Source organism: Clostridium sp. MD294 (assembly GCF_000364165.2).
Classification (GTDB): Bacteria; Bacillota; Clostridia; order Lachnospirales; family Anaerotignaceae; genus Coprocola.
This window is the reverse complement of the sequence record NZ_CP097810.1, coordinates 1855749-1878400: the sequence shown is the minus strand read 5'-3', so window position 1 is coordinate 1878400 and position 22652 is coordinate 1855749. Positions and strand designations below refer to the sequence as shown.

Here is a 22652-nt window from a genome sequence, read left to right as displayed (position 1 = left end):
TTAGTTTAATTTTGCTTTTGCAGCATCTACTAATTTTGTAAAAGCAGCTGCATCTGTTACAGCCAAATCAGCCAACATTTTTCTATTGATATTAATATCAGCTAATTTTAAACCGTGCATCAATTTGCTGTAAGAAATATTATTTAATCTTGCTGCTGCATTAATTCTAGTAATCCAAAGACTTCTATATTCTCTTTTTGTTTGTTTTCTACCAGCAAAAGAATATGCCATAGCTTTCATTACAGATTGTTTTGCTACTCTGTATTGTTTACTTCTAGCACCTCTATAGCCTTTTGCTAATTTCAAAACTTTTTTATGTCTTTTTCTTGCGTTTAACGCACCTTTTACTCTTGCCATATTTCAAGTCCTCCTAACAATTTTATCAATTATGCGTATGGTAACAGTTTTTTCTTAATAGTGTTCAAAACTGTTTTGTCAACCAATGTTGCGTGTCTTAAATTTCTTTTTCTTTTTCTGGACTTTTTGCCAAGAATATGTTGTGTATTAGATTTATTTCTTTTCAACTGGCCAGTTGCAGTAATTCTGAAACGTTTTGCTGCTGCTTTTTTAGTTTTTAATTTAGGCATATTAAAATTCCTCCTGTGTCATTTATCAATTTTTTGGTGCAAGGAACATAACTAAGCTTTTTGCTTCCATTTTAGCTGGCTTATCTATGATACCATATTCGTCTACATCTTTAGCAAAATTTTCTAATATTATCATAGCAGATTTAGAATGACCAATTTCACGGCCTCTAAAACGAATACTAACTTTTACCTTGTCACCATTTTTCAAAAATTCAATTGCTTTTTTCACTTTTACCTGCACATCATGAGTATCTATGCTAGGGGAAAGACGCAATTCTTTAATGTCAACGGTTTTCTGTTTTTTTCTAGCTTCTTTTTCTTTTTTTGTTTGGTCAAATTTATATTTGCCATAGTCCATAATACGACAAACTGGTGGTTTTGCTGTTGGAGCAATTTTCACCAAATCTAATTTTCTTTCGTCAGCCAACTTCTGTGCTTCTCTCGAAGATACAATTCCTAGCTGTGCACCATTTTCATCAATCAATCTTACTTCCTTATCCCTAACTTGCTCATTAATCATTAACTCAGTAATATAAAGCACCTCCCATAATATACAGTATTGTCCTTTTTTTCAAAAAAAAAGCAGATAGAAGCACTATCCACATAAACATACTTATAAAACAATACAAACTACTTGTATTGTCTTTCTACTAGTATAAACCTTATGCACATTTGTATGATAAGGTGAGAAGTGGATACTTCTGCTTTGTTACCAAAATACTATAACACCATTTTAAAATAATGTCAATATTTTTCATGACTTTTTTTATTAAAATGCTTCACTAATTCTACTACAATATTTTCAGTACATTCAAAATCTTGTTTATTCATATTGCTTAGAGCCTGTGCTAATACTGATATATCATTATTTTTGTCTGTATTTATTCCCATAATGTAATCTGCTGAAACATTTAATGCAGTACAAATTTTTTTAAAATAAAATAATGTCATACTTTTTTTACCATTTTCTATAGCAGCTAAAAAACTAGGCTCCATTTCACATAATTCTGCAAGTTGTTCTCTTGTTAATTTTAATTTTTCTCTTGCTTCTCTAATTCTTTCTCCTACAAATAATTTATATTCTTCTTTATCCATTTATCTTCACTCTCTTTCTAAAATATAGAGTATTTGAAAATAAATCTTTTGAAATATTCCATAGAATAAAAATAATATTCTATTGAATATTTTCACGATTTGATATATAATATTAAAAAATATTTATTAAAGTGAGGAGCTTTTTATTATGGAAACTATATTTCAAAAACGTTTAAAGTATTTAAGAATTTACTACAATGTATCACAGAAAAAATTAGCAGACGGTTTAAACATTACAACTAAAGTTATATCTGATTATGAACTTGGTAAAGTAGAACCAAATTGCAAAGCTATTGTTGATATTGCTCATTTTTTTAATGTGAGTACAGACTATCTTTTAGGAGTTAGTGACAGATTTGCTCCTGCTCGTTTTGTTGTTACTGCCAAAGAGAAATAAAAACAACAAATAAAAATAGTGAGTTTCAAAATCCCTTTACTTTGAAACTCACCTATTTTTTAAATTCTCTTTAAAACTTGCTCATTATTTTTTATTCTTCTACTTTTGTGCTTACATTACTTACTCTTGTTTTAATTTCTTGCTGTACCCTTTCAATAACATCTTTTAAGTCAACTTGTCCTTCTTCACCATTTGCTCTAGAACGTAATGAAACTTTATTTGCTGCTTCGTCTTTTTCTCCTACAACAATGATATAAGGCACTCTTTCATTTCTTGCTTCTCTAATTTTATAACCAATTTTTTCTGCTCTATGGTCTGTTTCTACTCTAATACCTGCTTTATCTAATTCATCAGATACTTTATTCGCATAATCAGCAAATTTTTCAGATATTGGCAACACTTTCACTTGTACTGGTGATAACCATGTTGGGAATTGTCCAGCAAAATGCTCTATCAATATACCAATAAATCTTTCTATACTTCCAAAGCACACTCTGTGTATCATTATAGGGCGTTTTTTACTGCCATCTGCTGCTGTATATTCCAGTTCAAAGCGTTCTGGCATTTGCATATCAAGCTGTATTGTACCACATTGCCATGTTCTTCCTATAGAGTCCTCTAAATGGAAATCAATTTTAGGGCCATAAAAAGCACCATCACCCTCATTTACTGTATATGGTATATTATTTTCTTCCAAAGCATCTCTTAAACCATTTGTTGCAATTTCCCATGCTTCATCAGAACCCATACTATCCTCTGGGCGTGTAGAAAGTTCTATATGATATTTGAAACCAAACAATTTATATACACCATCAATTAAACTGATAACACCACTAATTTCACTTGTAATTTGTTCTTCTGTCATAAAAATATGAGCATCATCTTGATTAAAACAACGTACTCTCATTAAACCATGCAATGCACCAGATTTTTCATGTCTGTGTACTAAACCAATTTCGCCCACTCTCATAGGCAAATCTCTATAGGAGTGCATATCTTGTTTATATACAAGCATACCACCAGGGCAGTTCATAGGTTTTACACAGAAATCATGTTCATCAATTACTGTTGTATACATATTGTCTTTGTAATGGTCCCAGTGTCCACTTGTTTCCCAAAGTTCTTTACTTAATATAATAGGTGTGCTTACTTCTACATAACCTGCTTTTTTGTGTATTTCTCTCCAGTATTCCAGCAATGTATTTTTCAATACCATACCTTTTGGTAAAAAGAATGGAAAACCAGGTCCTTCTTCTAATAATGCAAACAATTTCAATTCTTTTCCTAATTTTCTATGGTCACGTTTTTTAGCTTCTTCCATCATTGTCAAATATGCTTCTAAATCAGATGCTTTTGTATAAGCCGTACCATAAATACGAGAAAGCATTTTATTTTTTTCGTTTCCTCTCCAGTAAGCCCCTGCTACAGAAGTTAATTTAATTGCTTTAATTGGTTTTGTACTTATCAAGTGAGGGCCTGCACAAAGGTCTGTAAATTCACCTTGTTTGTAGAAGGAAATAATTGCATCTTCTGGTAAATCATTTATCAATTCTACTTTATAAGGCTCTCCTTTTTCTTCCATCAATTTAATCGCTTCTGCTCTTGGCAATTCAAAACGTTCTAGTTTTAAATCTTCTTTTGCAATTTTTTTCATTTCTTTTTCGATTTCTTCTAATTCTTCTGGAGAAAATGGTTTTTCTCTATCAAAATCATAATAAAAACCTTCTGCAATAGATGGGCCTATTGCTAATTTTGTATCAGGATACAATCTTTTAATTGCCTGTGCCATAACATGAGATGCTGTATGACGAAATGCTTGTTTACCTTCTTCATCATCAAATGTACAAATACTTACTTCAGCATCATTTTCTACTAAAAAACGTAAATCTTTTGTTTCTCCATTTACAATACCTGCACAAGCATTTCTAGCTAAACCTTCGCTAATGCTTTTTGCAATATCATATACAGATACTGCACTATCAAATTCTTTTACAACACCATCTTTTAATGTAATTTTCATTTTCTTTTTTCTCTCCTTAAATTATATTTATTCCACTTTTTTTAAACGGCTCATATTAAATTTTAAACGACCTATTTCTGTATCATGTAACTTTATAGTAGATACTATAACATCTGTTTGTAATTTAACATATTCTATATCTTCAGCAACTACATCTAATTTTTCCTCTACTTTATCAACACGTTGTCTTACTTGTTGTATTTCTTCTTTTAGTTCTGTCCTTACTTGTTGTATTTCTCCTTTTAGTTCTGTCCTTACTTCTTCTATTTTATCATTTAACATTTTTCCTATTTCCTTCATCTCTGCAATAATTAGCTTGCTTTCTTCGTTCATAAAATACCTCCCTTCACTATTTCAAAAACAAAAAAGCCCTCAATCCCTTCTAATAAGAAAAGGGACGAGAGCATATTATTCCCGCGGTTCCACCCTAATTGCTTTAAAAAAAACCACTTTATTATGACGATAACGCAGTCAGCGTGCTGTATTAAAGCCGCTCCGAGGTGGTTTTCACTTTCACATTCTACAGAAATGCTCTCAACCAAAAAAATTTTTTTGACATTTCTTCTCTGTATGTATACTGTGTGCTACTGTCCTCATCAACACTTTACTTTACACAATTATATCACAACTATTTTTTCTGTCAACATCTTTTTTATTACAACACTTTTGCTAAAAATGTCTGCAAACGTTCACTTTTTGGTGCTTCAAATATTTGTTGAGGAGTACCCTCTTCTATTTGTTTGCCATCAGCCATAAATATTACTCTTGTTGCTACTTCTTTCGCAAAGCCCATTTCATGCGTTACAACAACCATTGTCATATTTTCTTTTGCAAGTCCTTTCATAACTTCTAATACTTCTCCTACCATTTCAGGGTCTAGTGCAGAAGTCGGTTCGTCAAAAAGCATTACTTCAGGCTGCATACACAATGCTCTTACAATAGCAATTCTTTGTTTTTGTCCACCAGAAAGCTGAGAGGGATACGCATTTGCTCTATTTTCCAATCCAACCCTTTTTAAAAGTTCCATAGCAAGTTCTGTTGCTTCTTTTTCACTTTTTCCTTGCAATTTCATAGGGGCAATAATCATATTTTTTAATATTGTCATATGAGGAAATAAATTAAAATGTTGAAATACCATACCCATTTTTTGTCTATGCACATTGATATTTGTTCTTTTATCTGTAATGTCTACTCCCTCAAAATAAATATTTCCTTCTGTAGGAACTTCTAAAAGATTTAAACAACGTAGAAATGTAGATTTACCAGAACCAGAAGGCCCTATTACAACAACGACTTCTCCCTTTTTAATTTCTGTATTTATATCAGAAAGTGCTTTCATATCTCCAAACTTTTTTTGTAAATGCTTAACGCTGATTAAACTTTTTTCTAAATTAGTGGTCACTATTTCTCAGCCTCCTTTCTAATCTATTAACACCTGCTGACATTATCATAACAATTACCAAATAAATCGCTGCTACTGTCAGCAATGGAAAATAAGGGTCATATGTACGGCTTCTAATAATATCTCCGCCTTTTGTTAAATCTTGTATGGCAATATAACCAGAAATAGCTGTTTCTTTTAACAACACTATCATTTCATTTCCCAATGCAGGCAATACATTTTTCAATGCTTGAGGCAATATAATATAAATCATAGTTTGTATATAAGTAAATCCTAAACTCCTGCCTGCTTCCATTTGTCCCTTATCAATAGACATAATGCCTGAACGTACAATTTCCGCTACATAAGCACCTGAATTAATACCAAATGCTAATATTGCAACCACAATTTTATTATTTACACTTGCAAATACTATAAAAAACAATATCAAAAGCTGTACCATTGTTGGCGTACCGCGAATGATTGTCAAATAAATATTACATATCACATTTGGTAGTTTTAATTTACCTGTCATGTCATGTGTTGCTTTTATCATAGCAATTAAAAAACCTACTGCAATACCTAATAATACTGCAAAAAATGTAATTTTTATTGTTGTAAAAAAACCATTTATAATAAACAAATATCTGTCATCTGCAATAAAATTTCTCACAAAACCATTGTGAAGCATTTCTATCATGCTTATACCCCCTCCTTACACCTACAACATCTTTTTACAAAATTACCCACCAGAGTATACTAAGGTGGGTAAAACATTTACTTTTTTGAAACATATTTTTATTATTCAGCTGTAATATATTTGTCAACGATTTCTTGTAATTTACCGCTTTCTTTTAATTCTGTTAAAGCTGCGTTAATTTCTTCTACTAATTCTGCATTATCTTTTTTTACTGCAATAGCATATTCTTCTTCTGTGAATGGTTCATCTAATACTTTTACATCTGCATTATCTGCTGCCAATGCTTTTGCAACTTGGTCATCAATAATTACTGCATCAATTTTGCCTTGTGAAAGTGCTTGTACTGCTTCAAAACCTTTGTTATATCTTTCTACTGTATCTGTAACATCAGAAGCATAGAGGTCACCTGTTGTACCAAGCTGAACACCTATTACTTTTCCTTCAACACTATCTGCACCTGTAATTTCTGTATTATCTGATTTTACAATAATTACTTGAGATGCTTTTACATAAGTATCTGTAAAATCAACAGAAGCTTTTCTGTCTTCTGTTACTGTCATACCAGCTGCACCAATATCTGCTTTTCCAGACAACAATGCAGGAATAATAGAGTCAAAAGCCATATCTTCTACATGAAGCTCTTTTCCCATACTTTCTGCTACTGCTCTTGCAATTTCTACGTCAATACCTACTACATCGCCGCCTTCATAAAATTCATAAGGTGGAAATTCTGCATTGGTTGCCATAACAAGCACATCGCCACTTTCTGAAGGTGTTTCCGCTTGTTCACCCTCATTTTCTCCTTCTGTTGACTGTACATTTTGCTCGTCACTTGCTGGCTCTGATGAAGAACCACAGCCTACTGCAGCAAATATCATTGTTGTTGCCATTGCAAAAGCAAATATTGTTTTTAAATGTTTTTTCATGATAATATCCTCCCTAAAAATACAATTTACTTTATTTATCACAACTAGCATTATACTTCTTGCATAAATATAATGCAAGTCTTTTTTTATTTTTTTAACATGAAAAATAGTATAAATGAAAAAAAGAAGGATTATACTATGAAATAATCCTTCTTTTGCACAAAATAAATTCACAAATCAATTGTTTTTTTACAAAATATTACAAATTTAACTAGAAATACAAAACTACATTTTATACATTTATGCACAAAATATTGCATAAAATAATCACTCTGCATTACGATTGATAAACTCTGGTTTTACTTTTGAATACATTATTTTTTGTTCACTATACAAACCATAATAACCTGAAAGCATATAACTAATAGCACAGACAAGCATATAATAAACAATATTTTCTCCCCCAAACAGCTCTACAGAAAGTATTACAGCAGATAGAGGACAATTTGTAACACCACAAAACAACGCTGCCATACCTAATGCTGCACCAAAAGAAGGACTTAATTCCATAAAATGACTCATTGTTGCACCAAATGTTGCCCCTACAAAAAAAGAGGGTACTATTTCTCCTCCCTTAAAACCAGCACCTAATGTTACAGCAGTAAATACTATTTTTAACAAAAATGCAAAAGGTTCTATACCACCATAAAATGCCCATTGTATAACGTCCATACCTGCACCATTATAATTTCTTGTACCTACCATATAAGTTAGTACAATAACAATGCAGCCCCCTACAAATACCCTTTTATAAGGATTTGGAAAATATGTTTTATATAATGCAGACACTTTTTTCATAGTAGTACAAAAAAGTATACTCAATACTGCACCAATTACGCCAAAAAACATTACATTAATACACATAGAAAATGAAATACCTTGTGGTGTACCAGTTAATAAAAATGCTGTGGGTTCTATACCAAAATATCTAGACAATCCTGCCCCAATTAAAGCGGAAATTGTACAAGGTACAATAGCAGAATAGTGCATAATGCCTACTGATATTACTTCCATAGAAAACACTACAGAAGCAATTGGTGTGCCAAAAAGTGCTGCAAAAGCGGCACTCATGCCACACATTGTCATAATTCTTTCATCTTTTTCATCTAATTCTAATATTCTGCCTAATTTTCCTGCAATACTGCCTCCTAACTGTAATGCAGCCCCCTCTCTACCAGAAGAACCCCCAAAAAAATGTGTAATGATTGTACTAACAAATATAAGAGGAGCCATTTTAATCGTAATATTTTCATTTGTTCTAACAGATACTAATATAAAATTTGTTCCTCCATCTTTATCCATGCCTTCTAAATGATAAAAATAAACGATTGCTAAACCACCAAAAGGTAGCAAAAACAGCACCCACGGATGAGCAATACGATACTCTGTGGCTAATTCAATGCCAAAGTGAAATAAAACGCCTACAATCCCTACAATAATGCCCACAACACACCCAAAAAATACCCATTCTCCAAAAATACGAAATTGTTCATAAGCCTTTTTCCACATACTATCCCCCCTTAACACAAAACACAGTTTTTATCTCTCTGTTGTCATTATAATTGTTATTTATTTCATTTTCAACTGCTTTACCATTTCATTATTTTGTACAAAATATAAAAACCATTGACAAGATATATTTCATTTGTAATAATTGATTTAACTATGTACATATTATATTGTAAAATACTCTTAAAAGTAGTAAAATAATATTAATTCTATTAAAGTATTAGGAGGAAAAATATGTTAGAGTTTAATACAATTGATTTACATTCATTGCAAAATAATAATAAAACAACGCCTGTTTTAAGTAATACTTCTGTTTCTTTTTCAGATACACTTCAAAATACTGCTTCTACTTCTTTAGACGCAATATTTCAAAAAGCCTCTGAAAAATATGATGTACCAGTTAGTTTATTAAAAGCAATAGGAAAAGCAGAGTCTAATTTTAATCCAAATGCTGTTTCTAGTGCAGGTGCACAAGGTGTTATGCAGCTTATGCCTGCTACTGCAAAATCATTAGGTGTTACAAACTCTTTTGATGCAGAGCAAAACATTATGGGCGGTGCAAAATACATAAAACAAATGTTAGACCGTTATGATGGTAATACAAAATTAGCTTTAGCAGCTTATAATGCTGGTAGTGGTAACGTTCAAAAATATGGAGGTATCCCTCCTTTTAAAGAAACACAAAATTATGTAAAAAAAGTAATGGCTTATGCTGGTGAAACGCTTACTGCTGGCAATTATACTATTGGTCAAAATCAGACCGTTAACAGAACAAATACAACAAATCCAGCAAATACTTCATTACAAAGCCAAATTGAGCAATCTATATTAAATTTTAAAGAATTGACACAAGAAGATTATTTATTATTTATAGAGTCTTTAAAAAATGATATGAGTGCCTCTTTGTTGAGTTCTATTAGTGATATGGATTATGACAACAATAGCAAAAAAGATAGCTTATTCAGCCAAAACGACTATTTAAAAAATTACAATTATATTCTCAATAATTCACCTTCTTATTATGATATTTCTAATTTATCAAATAGTAATGCCAATTTATTGGGAAATCGTTTTCAAACAATGTATGATACTGAAAATAACATATAAAAAAAATACCCCCCTTTTACCAAAAAGAGGGGTATTTTTTAAATAATTGTATAGCTATCATAGAACCAAAAGATAAAGCATATATCGTCAGCAGCATTGTAATATTGACTGATGTTACTACAAAAAATGTTTTTAATGCTGGAAGCAAAAGCACAACATTTAAAAGTATAAAACCAATAAAAAACGCTCCCCATAGATATAAATTGTCAAAAAGCCTTTTTGTTAACAATACCGCTTTTTTAGATTTACAGCTAAAACCATGAAACAAACGAGATAAACAGAGTGTTGCAAAAGCCATTGTACTAGCAAGAGCTGCACCGCCTTGTCTATTACCAATATAATATGCTGTCATAGTAAATACTGCTATCACTAAGCCTTGTAATACTACATCTTTTAAAAATGATTTTGTCATAATAGGCGTATTGATAGAACGAGGTTTTTCATTCATTACGTTTTTATTATGAGGTTCTACTCCTAATGCAATCGCTGGTAAACTATCTGTAAGTAAATTAATAAAAAGTAAATGTACTGGAGCAAAAGGTACATTTAATCCTACTAAATACGCATACAATACAGCTAATATACCTGCTGTATTTCCAGAAAGCAAAAATTGTATTGCATTTTTAATATTTTGATACAAATTTCTGCCATTTTCAACTGCTTTTACTATAGTAGCAAAATTATCATCTGTTAGTACCATAGAAGAAGCATCTTTTGCCACTTCAGAGCCTGTAATACCCATTGCTACACCAATATCTGCCTGTTTTAATGCTGGAGCGTCATTTACACCATCACCTGTCATTGCTACAACATTTCCTTTTTTTTGCCATGCTTTTACAATTCTAATTTTATGTTCTGGTGAAACTCTAGCATAAACAGAAACTTCTTCTACAAAATTATCAAGTTCTTTTTCTGTCATGGTATCAATTTCTGCACCATCTACTGCTTTTTTTCCTTCTGTTAATATTCCTATTTGTTTTGCAATTGCTGATGCAGTTACTTTATGGTCACCTGTAATCATAACAGGGCGAATACCTGCTTTTATACATTCTGCTACTGCAATTTTGCTCTCCTGTCTTGGTGGGTCTATCATAGCTATTAGTCCCAAAAAAGTATAATTATTTTCTTCTTCTAATTCTAATTTTTGCAATTCTTTATAGGCAAATGCCAATACTCTTAAACCATTTTCTGAAAATGTTTTATTGATTTGTATTACTTTTTGTTTATCTTTTTGTGTAAATGCTGTAATTTCATCATCTTTTTCTATAGAAACTACTCTATCTAATAATACATCTACAGCTCCTTTTGTTACCATAATATATTTTCCTTCTATTTGGTGTACAGTAGACATCAATTTTCTATCAGAGTCAAAAGGAATTTCAAGTAATCTTTTATATTGTTGTCTAATTTGTTGATATTCTAAATTACACTTTTTAGCAAACTGTATGAGTGCCACTTCTGTAGGGTCACCTATTTCCTGACCATCATTTATACTTGCATCATTACATAAAACACTCATTAATATCAATTTTTTATCTGTTTGTTTTGTCATATCAATAGACTGCTTTTCCACAATAGCATGATTGACACAATATTTTTGTACTGTCATTTTATTTTGTGTTAATGTACCCGTTTTATCAGAACAGATAACAGAAACACTTCCTAAGCCCTCTACAGCAGGTAGTTTTCTTACAATAGCATTTTCTTTTGCCATTTTTTGCGTTCCTAATGAAAGTACTATTGTTACAATAGAACCTAATGCTTCTGGTATTGCTGCTACAGCAAGTGCTACTGCAAATAAAAAAGCATCTACTACATTTCCTCCTTTTGCAATGTTAGCAAAAAATAATATTGCACATACTATTAGTATAATAATAGAAAGTTTTTTTCCAAAATTATCTAAATTTTGCTGTAAAGGTGTTTTCTTTTCCTGTGTATTTTTTAATAATTGTGCTACTTTTCCGATTTCTGTTTCCATACCAACATTCGTTACAATATAACTTGCTCTACCATATGTTACAAAACTGCCTGAAAATACCATATTTTTTCTATCGCCAATAGGTACTTCTTGTGATAATTCTATCATTTCTTTTTCTACACTGACAGACTCTCCTGTTAAAGAACTCTCATTTACTTTTATACTAAAATTCTCCAATATTCTACCATCAGCACTAATAAAATCTCCTGCCTCTAAAAAAACAACATCTCCTATTGTAACCTCTTGTGAAGGTATTGTTACTTTTTGTCCATCTCTCAATACTTTTACATAAGGGGAAGAAAGTGCTTTTAAACTTTCTAGTGATTGCTCTGCTTTAATATGTTGTATAGTACCTAATATTGCATTTAATGTAATCACAACAAATATTACAATGGCACTTTCTGCATCTGCCAAAAATAAAGAAATCAATGCTGCTACAATTAATATTATAACAAGGAAATCTTTAAATTGTTCCAAAAATATGACAAATGTGCTTTTCTTTTTTGCTTCCTGCAATACATTTTTACCATATTTATGTAACCTTTGCTGTGCTTGTTGTTGTGTTAATCCTTTTTCTGAACTTTCTACATTTTCTAATACTTTTTGTAATGGCAAATTATAATATTTTTGCATATTTTTCCTCCTTATCACTTTATACAGATACTCTTTATTTAAAATATGATAAAAAAAGACTTTTCATTATTATTTCAAAAATGATAAAAACCATTCTAAAAAATAATAATAAAAAATCTTTTTACTATATTTACTATAAATGATAGCATATTACAATTTGTGCATAGCCAATTTTTTTTGATATTTATTTTAGTAATGCTATATTTGCTGTTAATTTATTTATTTTCCTTTTCTTTCCACATAATGCAATACCAATATAATTTAATTCCGCTTCAGCAACAGATTTTATTTTTATTATAAATTCAGTATAACTATTACACATCTGTGCCACATCAGAAAAATCAACTACAGTTAAATCAGAATATTCTGGTTGATACAGTTTTTGTCGTATTGTCTTTATTGTTTGTATATCTCCCTTTAATATGGGTATAGGAAATGTTATAATTCCTAAATGTTTATTACCTGTTTTATCATAAACATCATTCCCTACCACTTCAGGTATATTTTTACCTAAAGTAATGCCCATAATAGCAGCAGTATTTGCTATTATTCCTATTGGTAACTGTCCATCAATTATCATAACACATTTTTCATATTGTAAATTCATTGTTTTACTCCTTCTAAATTTTTATTTTTATTATAAAAAATATCACGATAAACACCTGGAGAAATTCCTATAAAACTACTAAAATAATTTGTAAAATGACTTTGGTCTGAAAATCCCATTTGTATTGCAGCATCAATAGGGCATACTCCTTCTGACAAAAGTTTTTTGGCTTCATTAATACGAATGTTTTCTAAATAACGATAAGGTGTAATTCCTTTTTGTTTTGTAAATGCTCTAATTAGTGTTGATTTGCTAATTTTGGCATAATGACAAATTTGTTCCAAACAAATATGTTCTGTATAATGGCTTTGTATAAATTCACATACTTTTTCAATTTCTTTTCTACATTCTAATGTATTATTTTGAAAAGGCTCTCCATAATTTTGTATCAGTGCAGTAAATAATAACAGTAAAAATTCCTCTTTTACAAAATTCATTGTACCATTCATTATCATTTTATGTAATGTAATGAAATAATAAGCAATTTCTTCATTATGAATTACATTTTGAGAAAATTGAGGTAATTCTTTTTTATTTGTTATTTTTTCTGTTAAATAAAGCATAACATTATTGTGAATATGAAATCCTCTATAACATAATGTATCTTCACCACTTTGCATACAAGAATGATTTTCTTCTGTATGAAATAATACAATATCTCCTTTTTTGACAATATATTCTCTATTTTTGCAACACAAATAACGTTGTCCATTTTCAATAAAACCAATGACATAATATTTATGAAAATGACTAGGAAATGATTGACGAATACCCTCAAAATAATATGCTTCTATATGCAGTTGTTTATCATAAACTACTGTTTTCATTTATTTTCCCCCTTACCACAAACATTTTACATTTCTTATATTGAAAAGTCTTGTAAAATATATTCATTATTTATATTTTATAAAACATTGTTTGTTATAAGTAAATCAAACCACTATATAAAAAAGCCGCTATTTCAGCGGCTAATACTCATTTACTTTCATTTTTTATCATTCCATTTGTAGAAATAGTTATTACATTACATGGTATTGATTTTCCACTACATTGCAAAGCATGCTTCACTGCATTTTCAATACCTCCACAACAAGGTACTTCCATACGAGTTATTGTAATACTTTTAATATTATTTTGTGTAATAATTTGTGTTAATTTTTCAGAATAGTCACAATTATCCAATTTTGTACAAGCAATTAATGTAATGTGACTACGCATAAATTTATTATGAAAATTTGCATAAGCATATGCAGTACAATCTGCTGCAACTAATAAATTTGCTCCTTCAAAATAATCTGCATTGACAGGTACTAATTTTATTTGTATAGGCCATTGTGAAAGTTGGCTTACTATTTCATTTGTTACTGTATTATATTCTGTATTTTGGTGTAAAATTGTTTTTGCTTGTACTCCAGAACACCCTTTAAATTGTTTTTGTTGTTTTGCTGCCATAACAGCCTTCTCATTATAAGCAGGAGCTTCTCTTTGTTCAAATGAAATTGCATTTGTAGGACAATTTGGTAAACAGTCACCAATACCATCACAATAATCTTCTCGAGTAAGTTTTGCCTTGCCATTTATCATTTCAATAGCACCTTCATGACAAGCTACAGCACAAGCACCACAACCATTACATTTTTGTTCATCAATTTTAATAATTTTTCTAATCATATTATTTCACTACCTTTTCTTTTTTTATATTTCATTTGATTGACCTTTTGATAGTATTCTAGTATAATACAATCAAAAAGTATGTTGAAATTTCAACAAAGGAAAAATTTTATGAAAAATTATATTGAAGTACTAAAAAAATGTCCATTATTTTACAATATTACAGAAAACGACATCACAACGATGCTTCATTGTCTTGATGCAAAAGTAGTTTCCTTTCAAAAAAAAGAAACCATCATAGCAGAGGGAGAAGCTGCAAAATATATCGGAATTGTTCTTTCTGGTGCTGTGCAAATTATACAAATAGATTATTTTGGAAATAGAAATATTGTAACAGATGTAAAGCCTTCTGAATTGTTTGGAGAGTCTTTTGCTTGTGCTGGCATAATATCAATACCTGTAGATGTTGTTGCATCTACTGTCACAGAAATTCTTTTTATAGACTGTTTACGTATATTACACTCTTGTAGCAATGCTTGTATATTTCACCGTCATATCATATATAACATTATGAAAATTGTTGCAATGAAAAACATCATGTTTCATCAAAAAATTGAAATCACTTCTAAGCGTTCTACAAAAGAAAAATTGATAGCATATTTATTACTTCAAGCTAAAAAACACAATAGTAATAGTTTTGAAATTCCATACAATAGGCAAGAGCTTGCTGACTATCTTGAGGTAGATAGAAGTGGTTTGTCTGTTGAAATCAGTAAATTATGTCATATAGGACTCATTGAGGCAAACAAAAAAAATTTTAAAATACTCAAAAATATCAATGAACATTCTATGTAAAAAAGGCAGTCTTTCGACTGCCCTCTTTTTTTGTGTTTAGTTACAACCGCAACCATTGTTGCAGCCGCAGCCACCGTTGTTATTGCTGTTACTGTTACTGTTATAGCCACAACCATTATTGTTACCGTTGTGACCACAACCGCAGCCATTGTTGTTACTGTTATTGCCACAGCTTTGGCTATTCCAATAATCATACCAAGCATCTAAATAAGCACTACCACAGCAACCTCCACAATCGCAGCAACCACAGCCGCAACCTCCACAACCACAGTTATTACATCCATTACATCCACACATTTTTTTGTTCCCCTTTCAAATTTGATTTATAGTACATACTATGCTAGTACCAAAAAAATGTGCATAAATGTAAAAAATTTTTTTATAATACGAGTGCTGCCATATGTCCCAATGTTTCACTTTCTGTTTGATTTAAGCGTTCTTCTAATTTTGTCGTATGAGTTGGATTATTAAATAGTGATTTTGAAAATTCAGAAGTATAATATATAAAATCCTCTTCTGTACTATCTTTTTCTAAGCAACACGTCCACATAAATAAAAATAGACTATATATCGTTGCCATAGCACAATAATTTCTCCATAAGCCACCGTTTATGAAGAAAGGAAAGCGATGAGATAAAAACCCTTCTATTATCACATTTTCTATCCAATACTCCTTACCTTTTATAAATTCTTCAAAGTCCTTTATAGCTTGTTGATATTTTTCAATGTCATATTCTATGTTTAAAGTTTGAATTTTTTCTTCTCCAATTTTTAAATTTATTTTGATACCTACTCTATTATTTATCTTTTCTTGTATTTTTAAATCCTCTTTTGCTTTTGTGCCATTATAATGATATACAATAGAATTAAAAAGCCTTTTTTTACCACTTTTATCTACCTTTTCAAACAATTTACTATAAATATCTTTATTTTTACTATCATTAAAATCAGCCACAAACTGCTGTATATAACTAGGTATTGTTTCTTTACTTTCTAGTTTTGTTTTTCTCATATCTTCTATTTTTTTTATTGCCATTCCTAATACTATCATTCTTTCTCCAAAATTATACTCTCTATTTTGAAGTACACCTAGTAATAATATTTTAAATTCTGTATAATAATGATATAGCGAATTTTTGTTTGCTTTTACACTATCTATTCTTGCGGCACCTCTTTTTTCAGCATCAGTTATTTCTCTTTCTATTATATCTAATTTTATGCCTTCTTTTTCTTTTAATAATAGCCTAACTACTTCTTCACAAGCTATATCTAAAAAACATTCATATTTTCCTATAAAATATGTAGGCTGTCTTGGAAATATTTTACAAGTTAAACTCATATTTTCAGAACCCATTTCTTTATAGATTTTACATAATCCATACTCATCTAAAAATTTACATCTATTATTTTCATCTAATTTAATTTTATAATTGAATATATCAAACTGATATTTTTCAAAAGCATCTTCAAATATTTTTCTAAATTCTTCTGTTTTGATATTTTTTTTCATATCTTTTAATTCTTTTTTTGTAATACCAATACTCCACTCTCTACAGCAGTTATATTTACAGTCACTTCCTATACATTCAAATTTATTATAAAAACTTGGCTGTAATACAATATGCTTCATATTATTTCACCTTCCTTATTGTTTTAGCAACATTTTATAGAAGGGAGTGAGGGATTTCCCTCACTCCCTTTTTTATGAAATAAAAAAGGCTGGCAATTTGCCAGCCCCTATATAGTTTTGATATATTATTGTAATAACTGAAGAACACCCTGAGGTAACTGATTTGCTTGAGCCAACATAGCTTGAGAAGATTGAACAAGAATATTGTTCTTTGTATATTGCATCATTTCTTTTGCCATGTCTGTATCTCTGATACGGCTTTCTGCATCTGTCAAGTTCTCTGTTGTTGTTTCCAAGTTATTCAATGTATGGTCTAATCTGTTTTGAGTAGCACCAAGTTTTGCTCTTACTTTAGAAACAGTATCAATAGCATCTTTAATTTTTGTAATACCAGCTGCTGCACTTGATTCTGTAGATACATTAATATTACCTACGCCTAATGCACTTGCATGGCAGTCTTGAATACTTACACTTACTCTGTTGTATTCATCTGCTGTATCACCAATTTGAAGGCTTAATCCTCCACCAAGTGCTTTACCTTGAGAAGAAATACCTAATGCTTCAGCAAAATGGTCACTTGGTGTTTTATCAGAAAAACCAATTGTTGCATCAGTACCATTTATAATTTCTAATCTACCATCATCTGTAAAGTTTACAGTAATATCTGCCGCTGTTAATTGGTCATCAGTACCTACTGCTGTATTATAATTACCAATTGTAGCTTGTATAGCATTTTGCAATGCAGTTGCAACTGCACTACCTGTAGCACCATCTGCTAAACCAGCACCTGACATATCAACTTCATAGTCAGTACCGTTGATATTCATATAGAATTTTCCATTTGCTCCACTAGCACCATTTACTTTACTTGTTGCCTCTACTGCAGTATCTGCTGTTGCTCCAAACATTTTTGTAAAAATACCACCTGATGCACCATTTGCTGTTGTTTCTGAATTAGCTGTACCATTACCCATGAGAAGCAAACTACCTGTACCATCTTTGGTATTAGTTTCTATTGAAAATGAACCATTTTTTCCACTTACAGTAACACTAGATGTAGAACCTGCATCTGCTAATGCTTTGTTAATAGTATCCTGTAATATTTTTGCTGCTTCTTCATTTGCAGTTTTACTACCTGCTACTGTAGTATCTGTCCAATCTCTATTTAGTTTTGCTTTGTCATCAGAACTTAATTGACTCCAGTCAATTGTTACTTGTGTATCATCTACAACAATTGTTTCTTTTTCAAATTTCAAATTAGTACCGCTAAGGTCAGCTGCTGCTGTAGTCATCTTTGGAGGAGTAAATGTACCAATTACGCCACCTACTAAATTACCACCTGTTGAGCCACCACCACTCAAATTACCATTTAACAAGTCAATACCATTGAAATTTGTAGAGTCTGCAATTCTATCAATTTCATCTTGCAGTTCTTGAATTTCATTCTGATATTTTTCTCTGTTGCTGTCGGAGTATGTTCCGTTTGATGCCAATGTAGAAAGTTCTACCATTCTGTTTAACATAGAGTGAACTTCTGTCAAAGCACCTTCAGCTGTTTGAACCAATGAAATACCATCTTTAGCATTCTGTTGGCAAGCTTCCAAACCTGTGATTTGAGCTCTCATTTTTTCAGAGATTGCTAAACCTGCTGCATTGTCAGCTGCACTATTGATTTTGTAACCAGATGACAATTTTTTCAAGTTTGCTGCTACGTTTTTGTTGTTTGTTCCTAATCTGTTATAAGAGTTTAAAGCTGGAATATTATGTTGTACTATCATAAATACTACCTCCTTGAATTTTGACGGGGAGTATCCTTTCTCCCCCACCTTTGATATTATTTTTTACTCTGAGTAAAATCATATGCAGTCTGACACACTCATTGTTTTACAAAGAGTATGCCTTTTATCGTCCTAATGCTCTCGTGCGTACAATACAATCTGGTACGGCATGGTGCTTTTCGTAGTTTTCTCCTCGTTCAATTTTGATTTCTTTTGGTGCTTCAATCGCTAAACGAAGAGAACCATCTATTGACACCACTTCCACAATAATGTTGCCATTTATGACGATATATTCTCCGGGATTCCTTCCAAGTGATAGCATTTTAAACAACCTCCTTGTCAATTTAATTTTACTCTGTGTAAATATAGTAATACCATTTGTAAAATTTGTCAAGTATTTTTTTACGAAAAGTCAAAAAATTTTACTTTCGGTCTGTTACCCTTTTTTCTTTTACAAAGTAAAGTTATGTTGTGGGGTGATATTATGGATTGCAAAGAAATGGGCAGTAGAATAAAAAAAGCTAGACTTAGTCAAAATTTAACACAGGAGCAGCTTGCGGAATTGCTCGATATTTCTGTATCTTATGTCAGTCTAATAGAACGTGGCAGCCGCAACGCTACTGTGGAAACCCTCCTTGCTATTGCCGACGTACTTCATGTTTCTGTCACTTCTCTTTTACAAGATAGTGGCGATTTGGATCGCGACGAGGAGCAAAGTAATATTTGGAACGAATTAACCAAAAATAGAACGGCGGAAGAAAAAGACATGATTTTACAAACAGTCAAAACCATTGTCACTTTTTTAGACCGTCAAAAAAAATAAGAACCCCTAGGAATGTTTTTTACATTCCTTTTTTTCGCTAGACTTTTAGTCAGAAAGGCAAATTATTTTATTATTGCCTTTTCTGCACTGCTTCCATATTTTTTATCTTATTTTTTTATCTGTTCTGTCTAAAAGTTATATTTTGTTTTGTTTTTAGAGAGAGGAGCATATTTTTATGGATAAAAAACGACAACTGATGGAACAGAATTTAAACGCTTTTTTGGAAAACTACATTTCTGATTTACTACAATATTATGCTAAAAATGATGAGCATTTTGCTGCACTACTTGCACAAAAAAAAGAGCTTACTGCTCAACTTACAAAATTTGGAACGCCTTTTTTTGAATATGATGATATTCAAAATACTATACTACATACTATAGCAGAACTTTTTTACAGAAATGGTTTTTCAGATGCCATTGCTCTACATAAAAAGTTAAAATAATTTTTCTATATTGCCCTCGACAAATGATTTTTATTTTGTTATAATAATATAAATTATTTTTCGGCTAAAGGAGGGGATTTTATGAATATTTCTTTATTAGATATGTCACCAGCTTATTCTGTTTCAACACAATTTCACCCTGTTGAAAATTTTTCACAATCTGCTCAAAAGGATACTATGCAATATCAACAAGGCAATACCGATAATGCTTCGCCTGTTGCACAATATCAAACTCCTTTTGATACATTAGAACTTTCTAACACTTCCCCAAAAAAAGACGAAAAAGATATTTCTAACGAGGAGTGTCAGACTTGCAAAAATCGCAAATATCAAGATGGTTCTAATGACCCTAGTGTTTCATTTAAAACACCTACCAAAATATCACCCGATAGAGCAGCAGCAGCTGTTCGTAATCACGAAATGGAACACGTTTTTCATGAACAGGCAAATGCTAAAAGAGAAGACAGAGAAGTGGTTTCTCAGTCTGTTATATACAAAACAGATATTTGTCCAGAATGTCATAGAATATACATTTCTGGCGGTGAAACACGTACCGTAACAAGAGGAAAACAAGAATACGACACTATTACAGACCCACAGCAACAAAAAGGAAAATTTTTTGATGCTGTCGCTTAATTTTATTCGTTCTCCTTATTAACATATATATATCTAAAAAAGGCAAGCCTTGCTAACTTGCCTTTTTTTTACGCAAAAATAAAACAACACTGTTTCTTATAAAAACGATGTTGTTTTATGATATATTTTCTATTTCAAAAAGTATACTCTTTTGAAATAATATTACTCTTTTACAAATCTAATTTCTACTTTTGACTTTGTTTCTTCTAAAAACACCTCTCTCATATTACATTTTAATGTAACTCCCATATCTATCAATACATCTTCTAACGCCGCTAATGTTTGTGCTACATCAGCAACATTTGCATTTTCTCCCATATGTCCAATACGAATAACTTTTCCTGCAAGTTCTCCAAAACACCCCGAAATCATAATATGAAAACGATACCTCATAATATCCAAAAGTACTCTAGCTGAAATACCTTCTGGTAATACAATTGCTGTTACAGTATCAGAATATCCACTTTTAATATATTGTTTTAATCCTGCTGCTTCCACTGCCTTTCTTGTAGCTTGTGCTATTGTTTTATGTCTTTGAAATATTTCTTTATCTTTTAAAATATTTTCTAGTGCTGTACCAAATCCATATATATCACTAATAGGCATAGTATAAGGAAACCATTTTTTTTCATAATATCCCACATAAGACAATATATTAGCATAAAAAGATGTAATTGGTGTTTTTCTATTTTTCATTACTTCTATCGCTTCATCGCTGACCCCCAAAAATGTAAGCCCAATTGGTGCAGAAAGTGCTTTTTGAGAACCACCACAAAGTATATCTATCTGTGCTTTTCCTACATCTAAGTGTACACCAAAAGACGCTGAAACACTATCTACTACAGTTAATATACCATACTGTTTTAATACAGGACAAATTTCTTCTACATCATTGAGCATACCACTTGGTGTATCACAATGTACTACTGTTGCATATTTAAAATTACTATCTTTTTTTAAATATTCTTTTAAACACTCCACATTTACTGGTTGTTTATCATCTACAGTATAAAGTACAGCTTCTCCTCCATATATTTTCACAAAATCTGCAAATCCCTTTCCAAATATACCATTATCTATTACAAGCACTCTGTCCCCTACTTCTGTCAATGAAGCACAGGCTGCTTCTAATCCAAGTATACCTTCTCCACTTAATATATAAAAAGTGTTTTTTGTATGAAAAAAATCTGCTAATTTATCACAAATTTGTTTATAATATTCGCAAAATGAAATATCTTCATCTGGATTTGTTGTGACAGTACTTCTAGCCAAACGTACATTCTCTCTCACTTGTGTTGGCCCTGCTGTCATCAATGTAATATGGTTCATATTTCTAAACCTCCTATTTGTTTTAATATTGTTTTTCTTAGTGCTGTTATAATAGGAACAACAATAACTCCTGCTACTACAACTTGTACGACATTTCCTATAATTGACGTCATTGGTGCTATCCAATTTCCATATATAATTGCCTCTGCAATATAATATCCTATTATTTTAATTAACAATGCAGCTAAAACTGCAACAGTATACCAAACTACTGTTCTTTTTTCTGAAATTTTACCTGTTACATATCCCATAATTGCTACAATAACAAATGTAAAAGGTGCCCAAGCTGTCCACCCAGAAAATAAATCAAAAAGTCCCATACCAAAAGCTCCTGCAATTGCTCCTGTTTTTTTACCAAATATCATTGCAGTTAAAAACAATGGTACATTACCTAAATGTATTAGTCCTCCATTTGCCATAGGCAAACGAATATTTATAAATGCTGTTGCAACAAATGTTAATGCAATACACATTGCGTTGATAGTTAATTTTTTAGTAGTTGTTATTTTTATTGCTGTAGTATTCATTTTTATACACACCCTTGCACTATATTTTTGTTGTTTTTTATTTTGATAAGTAGCTACTTTATCTATGTATAATTAAAT

General features: G+C 31.0%; 26 protein-coding genes. 6 read left to right on the top strand and 20 right to left on the bottom strand.

The genetic code is table 11. The features are described from left to right. The 4 genes from rplT to C820_RS09460 form a co-directional block, all read right to left on the bottom strand. On the bottom strand, window positions 1–357 hold the full coding sequence (gene rplT / locus C820_RS09475) for a 50S ribosomal protein L20 (protein ID WP_004034483.1): 357 nt from the start codon (window positions 355–357) through the stop codon (window positions 1–3). Window positions 358–386: 29 nt separating this feature from the next. Beyond that, window positions 387–587, bottom strand: a complete 201-nt coding sequence (rpmI, locus tag C820_RS09470; protein ID WP_004034491.1) for a 50S ribosomal protein L35 — start codon at window positions 585–587, stop codon at window positions 387–389. 25 nt (window positions 588–612) lie between these two features. Then, on the bottom strand, window positions 613–1107 hold the full coding sequence (gene infC, locus C820_RS09465; protein WP_035295561.1) for a translation initiation factor IF-3: 495 nt from the start codon (window positions 1105–1107) through the stop codon (window positions 613–615). Window positions 1108–1331: 224 nt separating this feature from the next. Beyond that, on the bottom strand, window positions 1332–1682 hold the full coding sequence (locus tag C820_RS09460; RefSeq protein WP_004034495.1) for a helix-turn-helix domain-containing protein: 351 nt from the start codon (window positions 1680–1682) through the stop codon (window positions 1332–1334). Window positions 1683–1830: 148 nt separating this feature from the next. Here C820_RS09460 and C820_RS09455 point away from each other — a divergent pair, with 148 nt between their 5' ends. After that, on the top strand, window positions 1831–2079 hold the full coding sequence (locus C820_RS09455; protein ID WP_004034496.1) for a helix-turn-helix domain-containing protein: 249 nt from the start codon (window positions 1831–1833) through the stop codon (window positions 2077–2079). Between the two features lie 91 nt (window positions 2080–2170). On the opposite strand, the gene thrS is transcribed toward C820_RS09455, so the two are convergent. The 6 genes from thrS to C820_RS09425 form a co-directional block, all read right to left on the bottom strand. After that, the gene (gene thrS, locus C820_RS09450) at window positions 2171–4099 is read right to left on the bottom strand and encodes a threonine--tRNA ligase (protein ID WP_004034497.1); all 1929 of its coding nucleotides are present in this window, start codon (window positions 4097–4099) and stop codon (window positions 2171–2173) included. Between the two features lie 27 nt (window positions 4100–4126). After that, window positions 4127–4432: a hypothetical protein gene (locus tag C820_RS09445; protein ID WP_004034498.1), complete on the bottom strand. Its 306-nt coding sequence runs from the start codon at window positions 4430–4432 to the stop codon at window positions 4127–4129. Between the two features lie 322 nt (window positions 4433–4754). Next, window positions 4755–5438, bottom strand: a complete 684-nt coding sequence (locus C820_RS09440; RefSeq protein ID WP_156801406.1) for an amino acid ABC transporter ATP-binding protein — start codon at window positions 5436–5438, stop codon at window positions 4755–4757. Between the two features lie 52 nt (window positions 5439–5490). Continuing rightward, on the bottom strand, window positions 5491–6180 hold the full coding sequence (locus tag C820_RS09435; protein WP_004034503.1) for an amino acid ABC transporter permease: 690 nt from the start codon (window positions 6178–6180) through the stop codon (window positions 5491–5493). A gap of 101 nt (window positions 6181–6281) precedes the next feature. Then, on the bottom strand, window positions 6282–7106 hold the full coding sequence (locus C820_RS09430; RefSeq protein WP_004034505.1) for a basic amino acid ABC transporter substrate-binding protein: 825 nt from the start codon (window positions 7104–7106) through the stop codon (window positions 6282–6284). Between the two features lie 267 nt (window positions 7107–7373). Continuing rightward, complete coding sequence (locus C820_RS09425; protein WP_004034506.1) at window positions 7374–8615, bottom strand: chloride channel protein; 1242 nt, start codon at window positions 8613–8615, stop codon at window positions 7374–7376. Between the two features lie 234 nt (window positions 8616–8849). Here C820_RS09425 and C820_RS09420 point away from each other — a divergent pair, with 234 nt between their 5' ends. Then, entirely contained in the window at window positions 8850–9722 is an 873-nt protein-coding gene (locus C820_RS09420) for a lytic transglycosylase domain-containing protein (protein WP_004034508.1), read from the top strand. Between the two features lie 16 nt (window positions 9723–9738). Here the strand turns inward: C820_RS09420 and C820_RS09415 are convergent, their stop codons facing one another. From C820_RS09415 to C820_RS09400, 4 genes are all read right to left on the bottom strand, one after another. Further along, complete coding sequence (locus C820_RS09415; RefSeq protein WP_004034510.1) at window positions 9739–12333, bottom strand: calcium-translocating P-type ATPase, PMCA-type; 2595 nt, start codon at window positions 12331–12333, stop codon at window positions 9739–9741. A 184-nt stretch (window positions 12334–12517) separates the two neighbouring features. Then, window positions 12518–12940: a DUF2000 domain-containing protein gene (locus C820_RS09410; protein ID WP_004034512.1), complete on the bottom strand. Its 423-nt coding sequence runs from the start codon at window positions 12938–12940 to the stop codon at window positions 12518–12520. Beyond that, a complete protein-coding gene (locus tag C820_RS09405) occupies window positions 12937–13767 on the bottom strand; it encodes an AraC family transcriptional regulator (RefSeq protein ID WP_004034514.1) in 831 nt (276 codons plus the stop codon). Before C820_RS09405 ends, C820_RS09410 begins: the two co-directional genes overlap by 4 nt. 148 nt (window positions 13768–13915) lie before the next feature. Then, window positions 13916–14611 carry an ATP-binding protein gene (locus tag C820_RS09400; RefSeq protein WP_004034516.1) on the bottom strand — a complete coding sequence of 232 codons (696 nt, stop codon included), beginning with the start codon at window positions 14609–14611 and terminating at the stop codon, window positions 13916–13918. A gap of 111 nt (window positions 14612–14722) precedes the next feature. Here C820_RS09400 and C820_RS09395 point away from each other — a divergent pair, with 111 nt between their 5' ends. After that, window positions 14723–15406 (top strand): Crp/Fnr family transcriptional regulator, encoded by a 684-nt coding sequence (locus C820_RS09395; RefSeq protein ID WP_004034518.1) that lies wholly within the window; start codon window positions 14723–14725, stop codon window positions 15404–15406. A 36-nt stretch (window positions 15407–15442) separates the two neighbouring features. Here the strand turns inward: C820_RS09395 and C820_RS09390 are convergent, their stop codons facing one another. The 4 genes from C820_RS09390 to C820_RS09375 all read right to left on the bottom strand — a co-directional run bounded on the left by C820_RS09390 (window position 15443) and on the right by C820_RS09375 (window position 19136). Next, complete coding sequence (locus C820_RS09390; protein ID WP_004034520.1) at window positions 15443–15703, bottom strand: hypothetical protein; 261 nt, start codon at window positions 15701–15703, stop codon at window positions 15443–15445. An 82-nt stretch (window positions 15704–15785) separates the two neighbouring features. Continuing rightward, the gene (gene fliB, locus C820_RS09385; RefSeq protein WP_004034521.1) at window positions 15786–17036 is read right to left on the bottom strand and encodes a flagellin lysine-N-methylase; all 1251 of its coding nucleotides are present in this window, start codon (window positions 17034–17036) and stop codon (window positions 15786–15788) included. A gap of 125 nt (window positions 17037–17161) precedes the next feature. Next, the gene (locus C820_RS09380) at window positions 17162–18814 is read right to left on the bottom strand and encodes a flagellin N-terminal helical domain-containing protein (RefSeq protein ID WP_004034522.1); all 1653 of its coding nucleotides are present in this window, start codon (window positions 18812–18814) and stop codon (window positions 17162–17164) included. 124 nt (window positions 18815–18938) lie between these two features. Beyond that, window positions 18939–19136: a carbon storage regulator gene (locus C820_RS09375; protein ID WP_004034523.1), complete on the bottom strand. Its 198-nt coding sequence runs from the start codon at window positions 19134–19136 to the stop codon at window positions 18939–18941. Between the two features lie 162 nt (window positions 19137–19298). On the opposite strand from C820_RS09375, the gene C820_RS09370 reads away from it, so the two are divergent. From C820_RS09370 to C820_RS09360, 3 genes are all read left to right on the top strand, one after another. Beyond that, window positions 19299–19637: a helix-turn-helix domain-containing protein gene (locus C820_RS09370; RefSeq protein WP_035295564.1), complete on the top strand. Its 339-nt coding sequence runs from the start codon at window positions 19299–19301 to the stop codon at window positions 19635–19637. 175 nt (window positions 19638–19812) lie between these two features. Then, on the top strand, window positions 19813–20082 hold the full coding sequence (locus C820_RS09365) for a hypothetical protein (protein WP_004034525.1): 270 nt from the start codon (window positions 19813–19815) through the stop codon (window positions 20080–20082). A gap of 81 nt (window positions 20083–20163) precedes the next feature. Then, window positions 20164–20718, top strand: coding sequence for a hypothetical protein (locus C820_RS09360; RefSeq protein ID WP_004034527.1), 555 nt, complete (start codon window positions 20164–20166; stop codon window positions 20716–20718). A gap of 162 nt (window positions 20719–20880) precedes the next feature. Here C820_RS09360 and C820_RS09355 read toward each other — a convergent pair whose 3' ends face one another. Both C820_RS09355 and C820_RS09350 read right to left on the bottom strand, forming a co-directional pair. Continuing rightward, entirely contained in the window at window positions 20881–22047 is a 1167-nt protein-coding gene (locus C820_RS09355; protein ID WP_004034529.1) for a pyridoxal-phosphate-dependent aminotransferase family protein, read from the bottom strand. Beyond that, entirely contained in the window at window positions 22044–22574 is a 531-nt protein-coding gene (locus C820_RS09350; RefSeq protein ID WP_004034530.1) for an ECF transporter S component, read from the bottom strand. Before C820_RS09350 ends, C820_RS09355 begins: the two co-directional genes overlap by 4 nt. Window positions 22575–22652: the final 78 nt, after the last annotated feature.

Coding starts and splice junctions, on each gene's coding strand:
- rplT (WP_004034483.1), bottom strand. CDS start 357: ATGGCAAGAGTAAAAGGTGCGTTAAACGCAAGAAAAAGACATAAAAAA.
- rpmI (WP_004034491.1), bottom strand. CDS start 587: ATGCCTAAATTAAAAACTAAAAAAGCAGCAGCAAAACGTTTCAGAATT.
- infC (WP_035295561.1), bottom strand. CDS start 1,107: ATGATTAATGAGCAAGTTAGGGATAAGGAAGTAAGATTGATTGATGAA.
- C820_RS09460 (WP_004034495.1), bottom strand. CDS start 1,682: ATGGATAAAGAAGAATATAAATTATTTGTAGGAGAAAGAATTAGAGAA.
- C820_RS09455 (WP_004034496.1), top strand. CDS start 1,831: ATGGAAACTATATTTCAAAAACGTTTAAAGTATTTAAGAATTTACTAC.
- thrS (WP_004034497.1), bottom strand. CDS start 4,099: ATGAAAATTACATTAAAAGATGGTGTTGTAAAAGAATTTGATAGTGCA.
- C820_RS09445 (WP_004034498.1), bottom strand. CDS start 4,432: ATGAACGAAGAAAGCAAGCTAATTATTGCAGAGATGAAGGAAATAGGA.
- C820_RS09440 (WP_156801406.1), bottom strand. CDS start 5,438: ATGAAAGCACTTTCTGATATAAATACAGAAATTAAAAAGGGAGAAGTC.
- C820_RS09435 (WP_004034503.1), bottom strand. CDS start 6,180: ATGATAGAAATGCTTCACAATGGTTTTGTGAGAAATTTTATTGCAGAT.
- C820_RS09430 (WP_004034505.1), bottom strand. CDS start 7,106: ATGAAAAAACATTTAAAAACAATATTTGCTTTTGCAATGGCAACAACA.
- C820_RS09425 (WP_004034506.1), bottom strand. CDS start 8,615: ATGTGGAAAAAGGCTTATGAACAATTTCGTATTTTTGGAGAATGGGTA.
- C820_RS09420 (WP_004034508.1), top strand. CDS start 8,850: ATGTTAGAGTTTAATACAATTGATTTACATTCATTGCAAAATAATAAT.
- C820_RS09415 (WP_004034510.1), bottom strand. CDS start 12,333: ATGCAAAAATATTATAATTTGCCATTACAAAAAGTATTAGAAAATGTA.
- C820_RS09410 (WP_004034512.1), bottom strand. CDS start 12,940: ATGAATTTACAATATGAAAAATGTGTTATGATAATTGATGGACAGTTA.
- C820_RS09405 (WP_004034514.1), bottom strand. CDS start 13,767: ATGAAAACAGTAGTTTATGATAAACAACTGCATATAGAAGCATATTAT.
- C820_RS09400 (WP_004034516.1), bottom strand. CDS start 14,611: ATGATTAGAAAAATTATTAAAATTGATGAACAAAAATGTAATGGTTGT.
- C820_RS09395 (WP_004034518.1), top strand. CDS start 14,723: ATGAAAAATTATATTGAAGTACTAAAAAAATGTCCATTATTTTACAAT.
- C820_RS09390 (WP_004034520.1), bottom strand. CDS start 15,703: ATGTGTGGATGTAATGGATGTAATAACTGTGGTTGTGGAGGTTGCGGC.
- fliB (WP_004034521.1), bottom strand. CDS start 17,036: ATGAAGCATATTGTATTACAGCCAAGTTTTTATAATAAATTTGAATGT.
- C820_RS09380 (WP_004034522.1), bottom strand. CDS start 18,814: ATGATAGTACAACATAATATTCCAGCTTTAAACTCTTATAACAGATTA.
- C820_RS09375 (WP_004034523.1), bottom strand. CDS start 19,136: ATGCTATCACTTGGAAGGAATCCCGGAGAATATATCGTCATAAATGGC.
- C820_RS09370 (WP_035295564.1), top strand. CDS start 19,299: ATGGATTGCAAAGAAATGGGCAGTAGAATAAAAAAAGCTAGACTTAGT.
- C820_RS09365 (WP_004034525.1), top strand. CDS start 19,813: ATGGATAAAAAACGACAACTGATGGAACAGAATTTAAACGCTTTTTTG.
- C820_RS09360 (WP_004034527.1), top strand. CDS start 20,164: ATGAATATTTCTTTATTAGATATGTCACCAGCTTATTCTGTTTCAACA.
- C820_RS09355 (WP_004034529.1), bottom strand. CDS start 22,047: ATGAACCATATTACATTGATGACAGCAGGGCCAACACAAGTGAGAGAG.
- C820_RS09350 (WP_004034530.1), bottom strand. CDS start 22,574: ATGAATACTACAGCAATAAAAATAACAACTACTAAAAAATTAACTATC.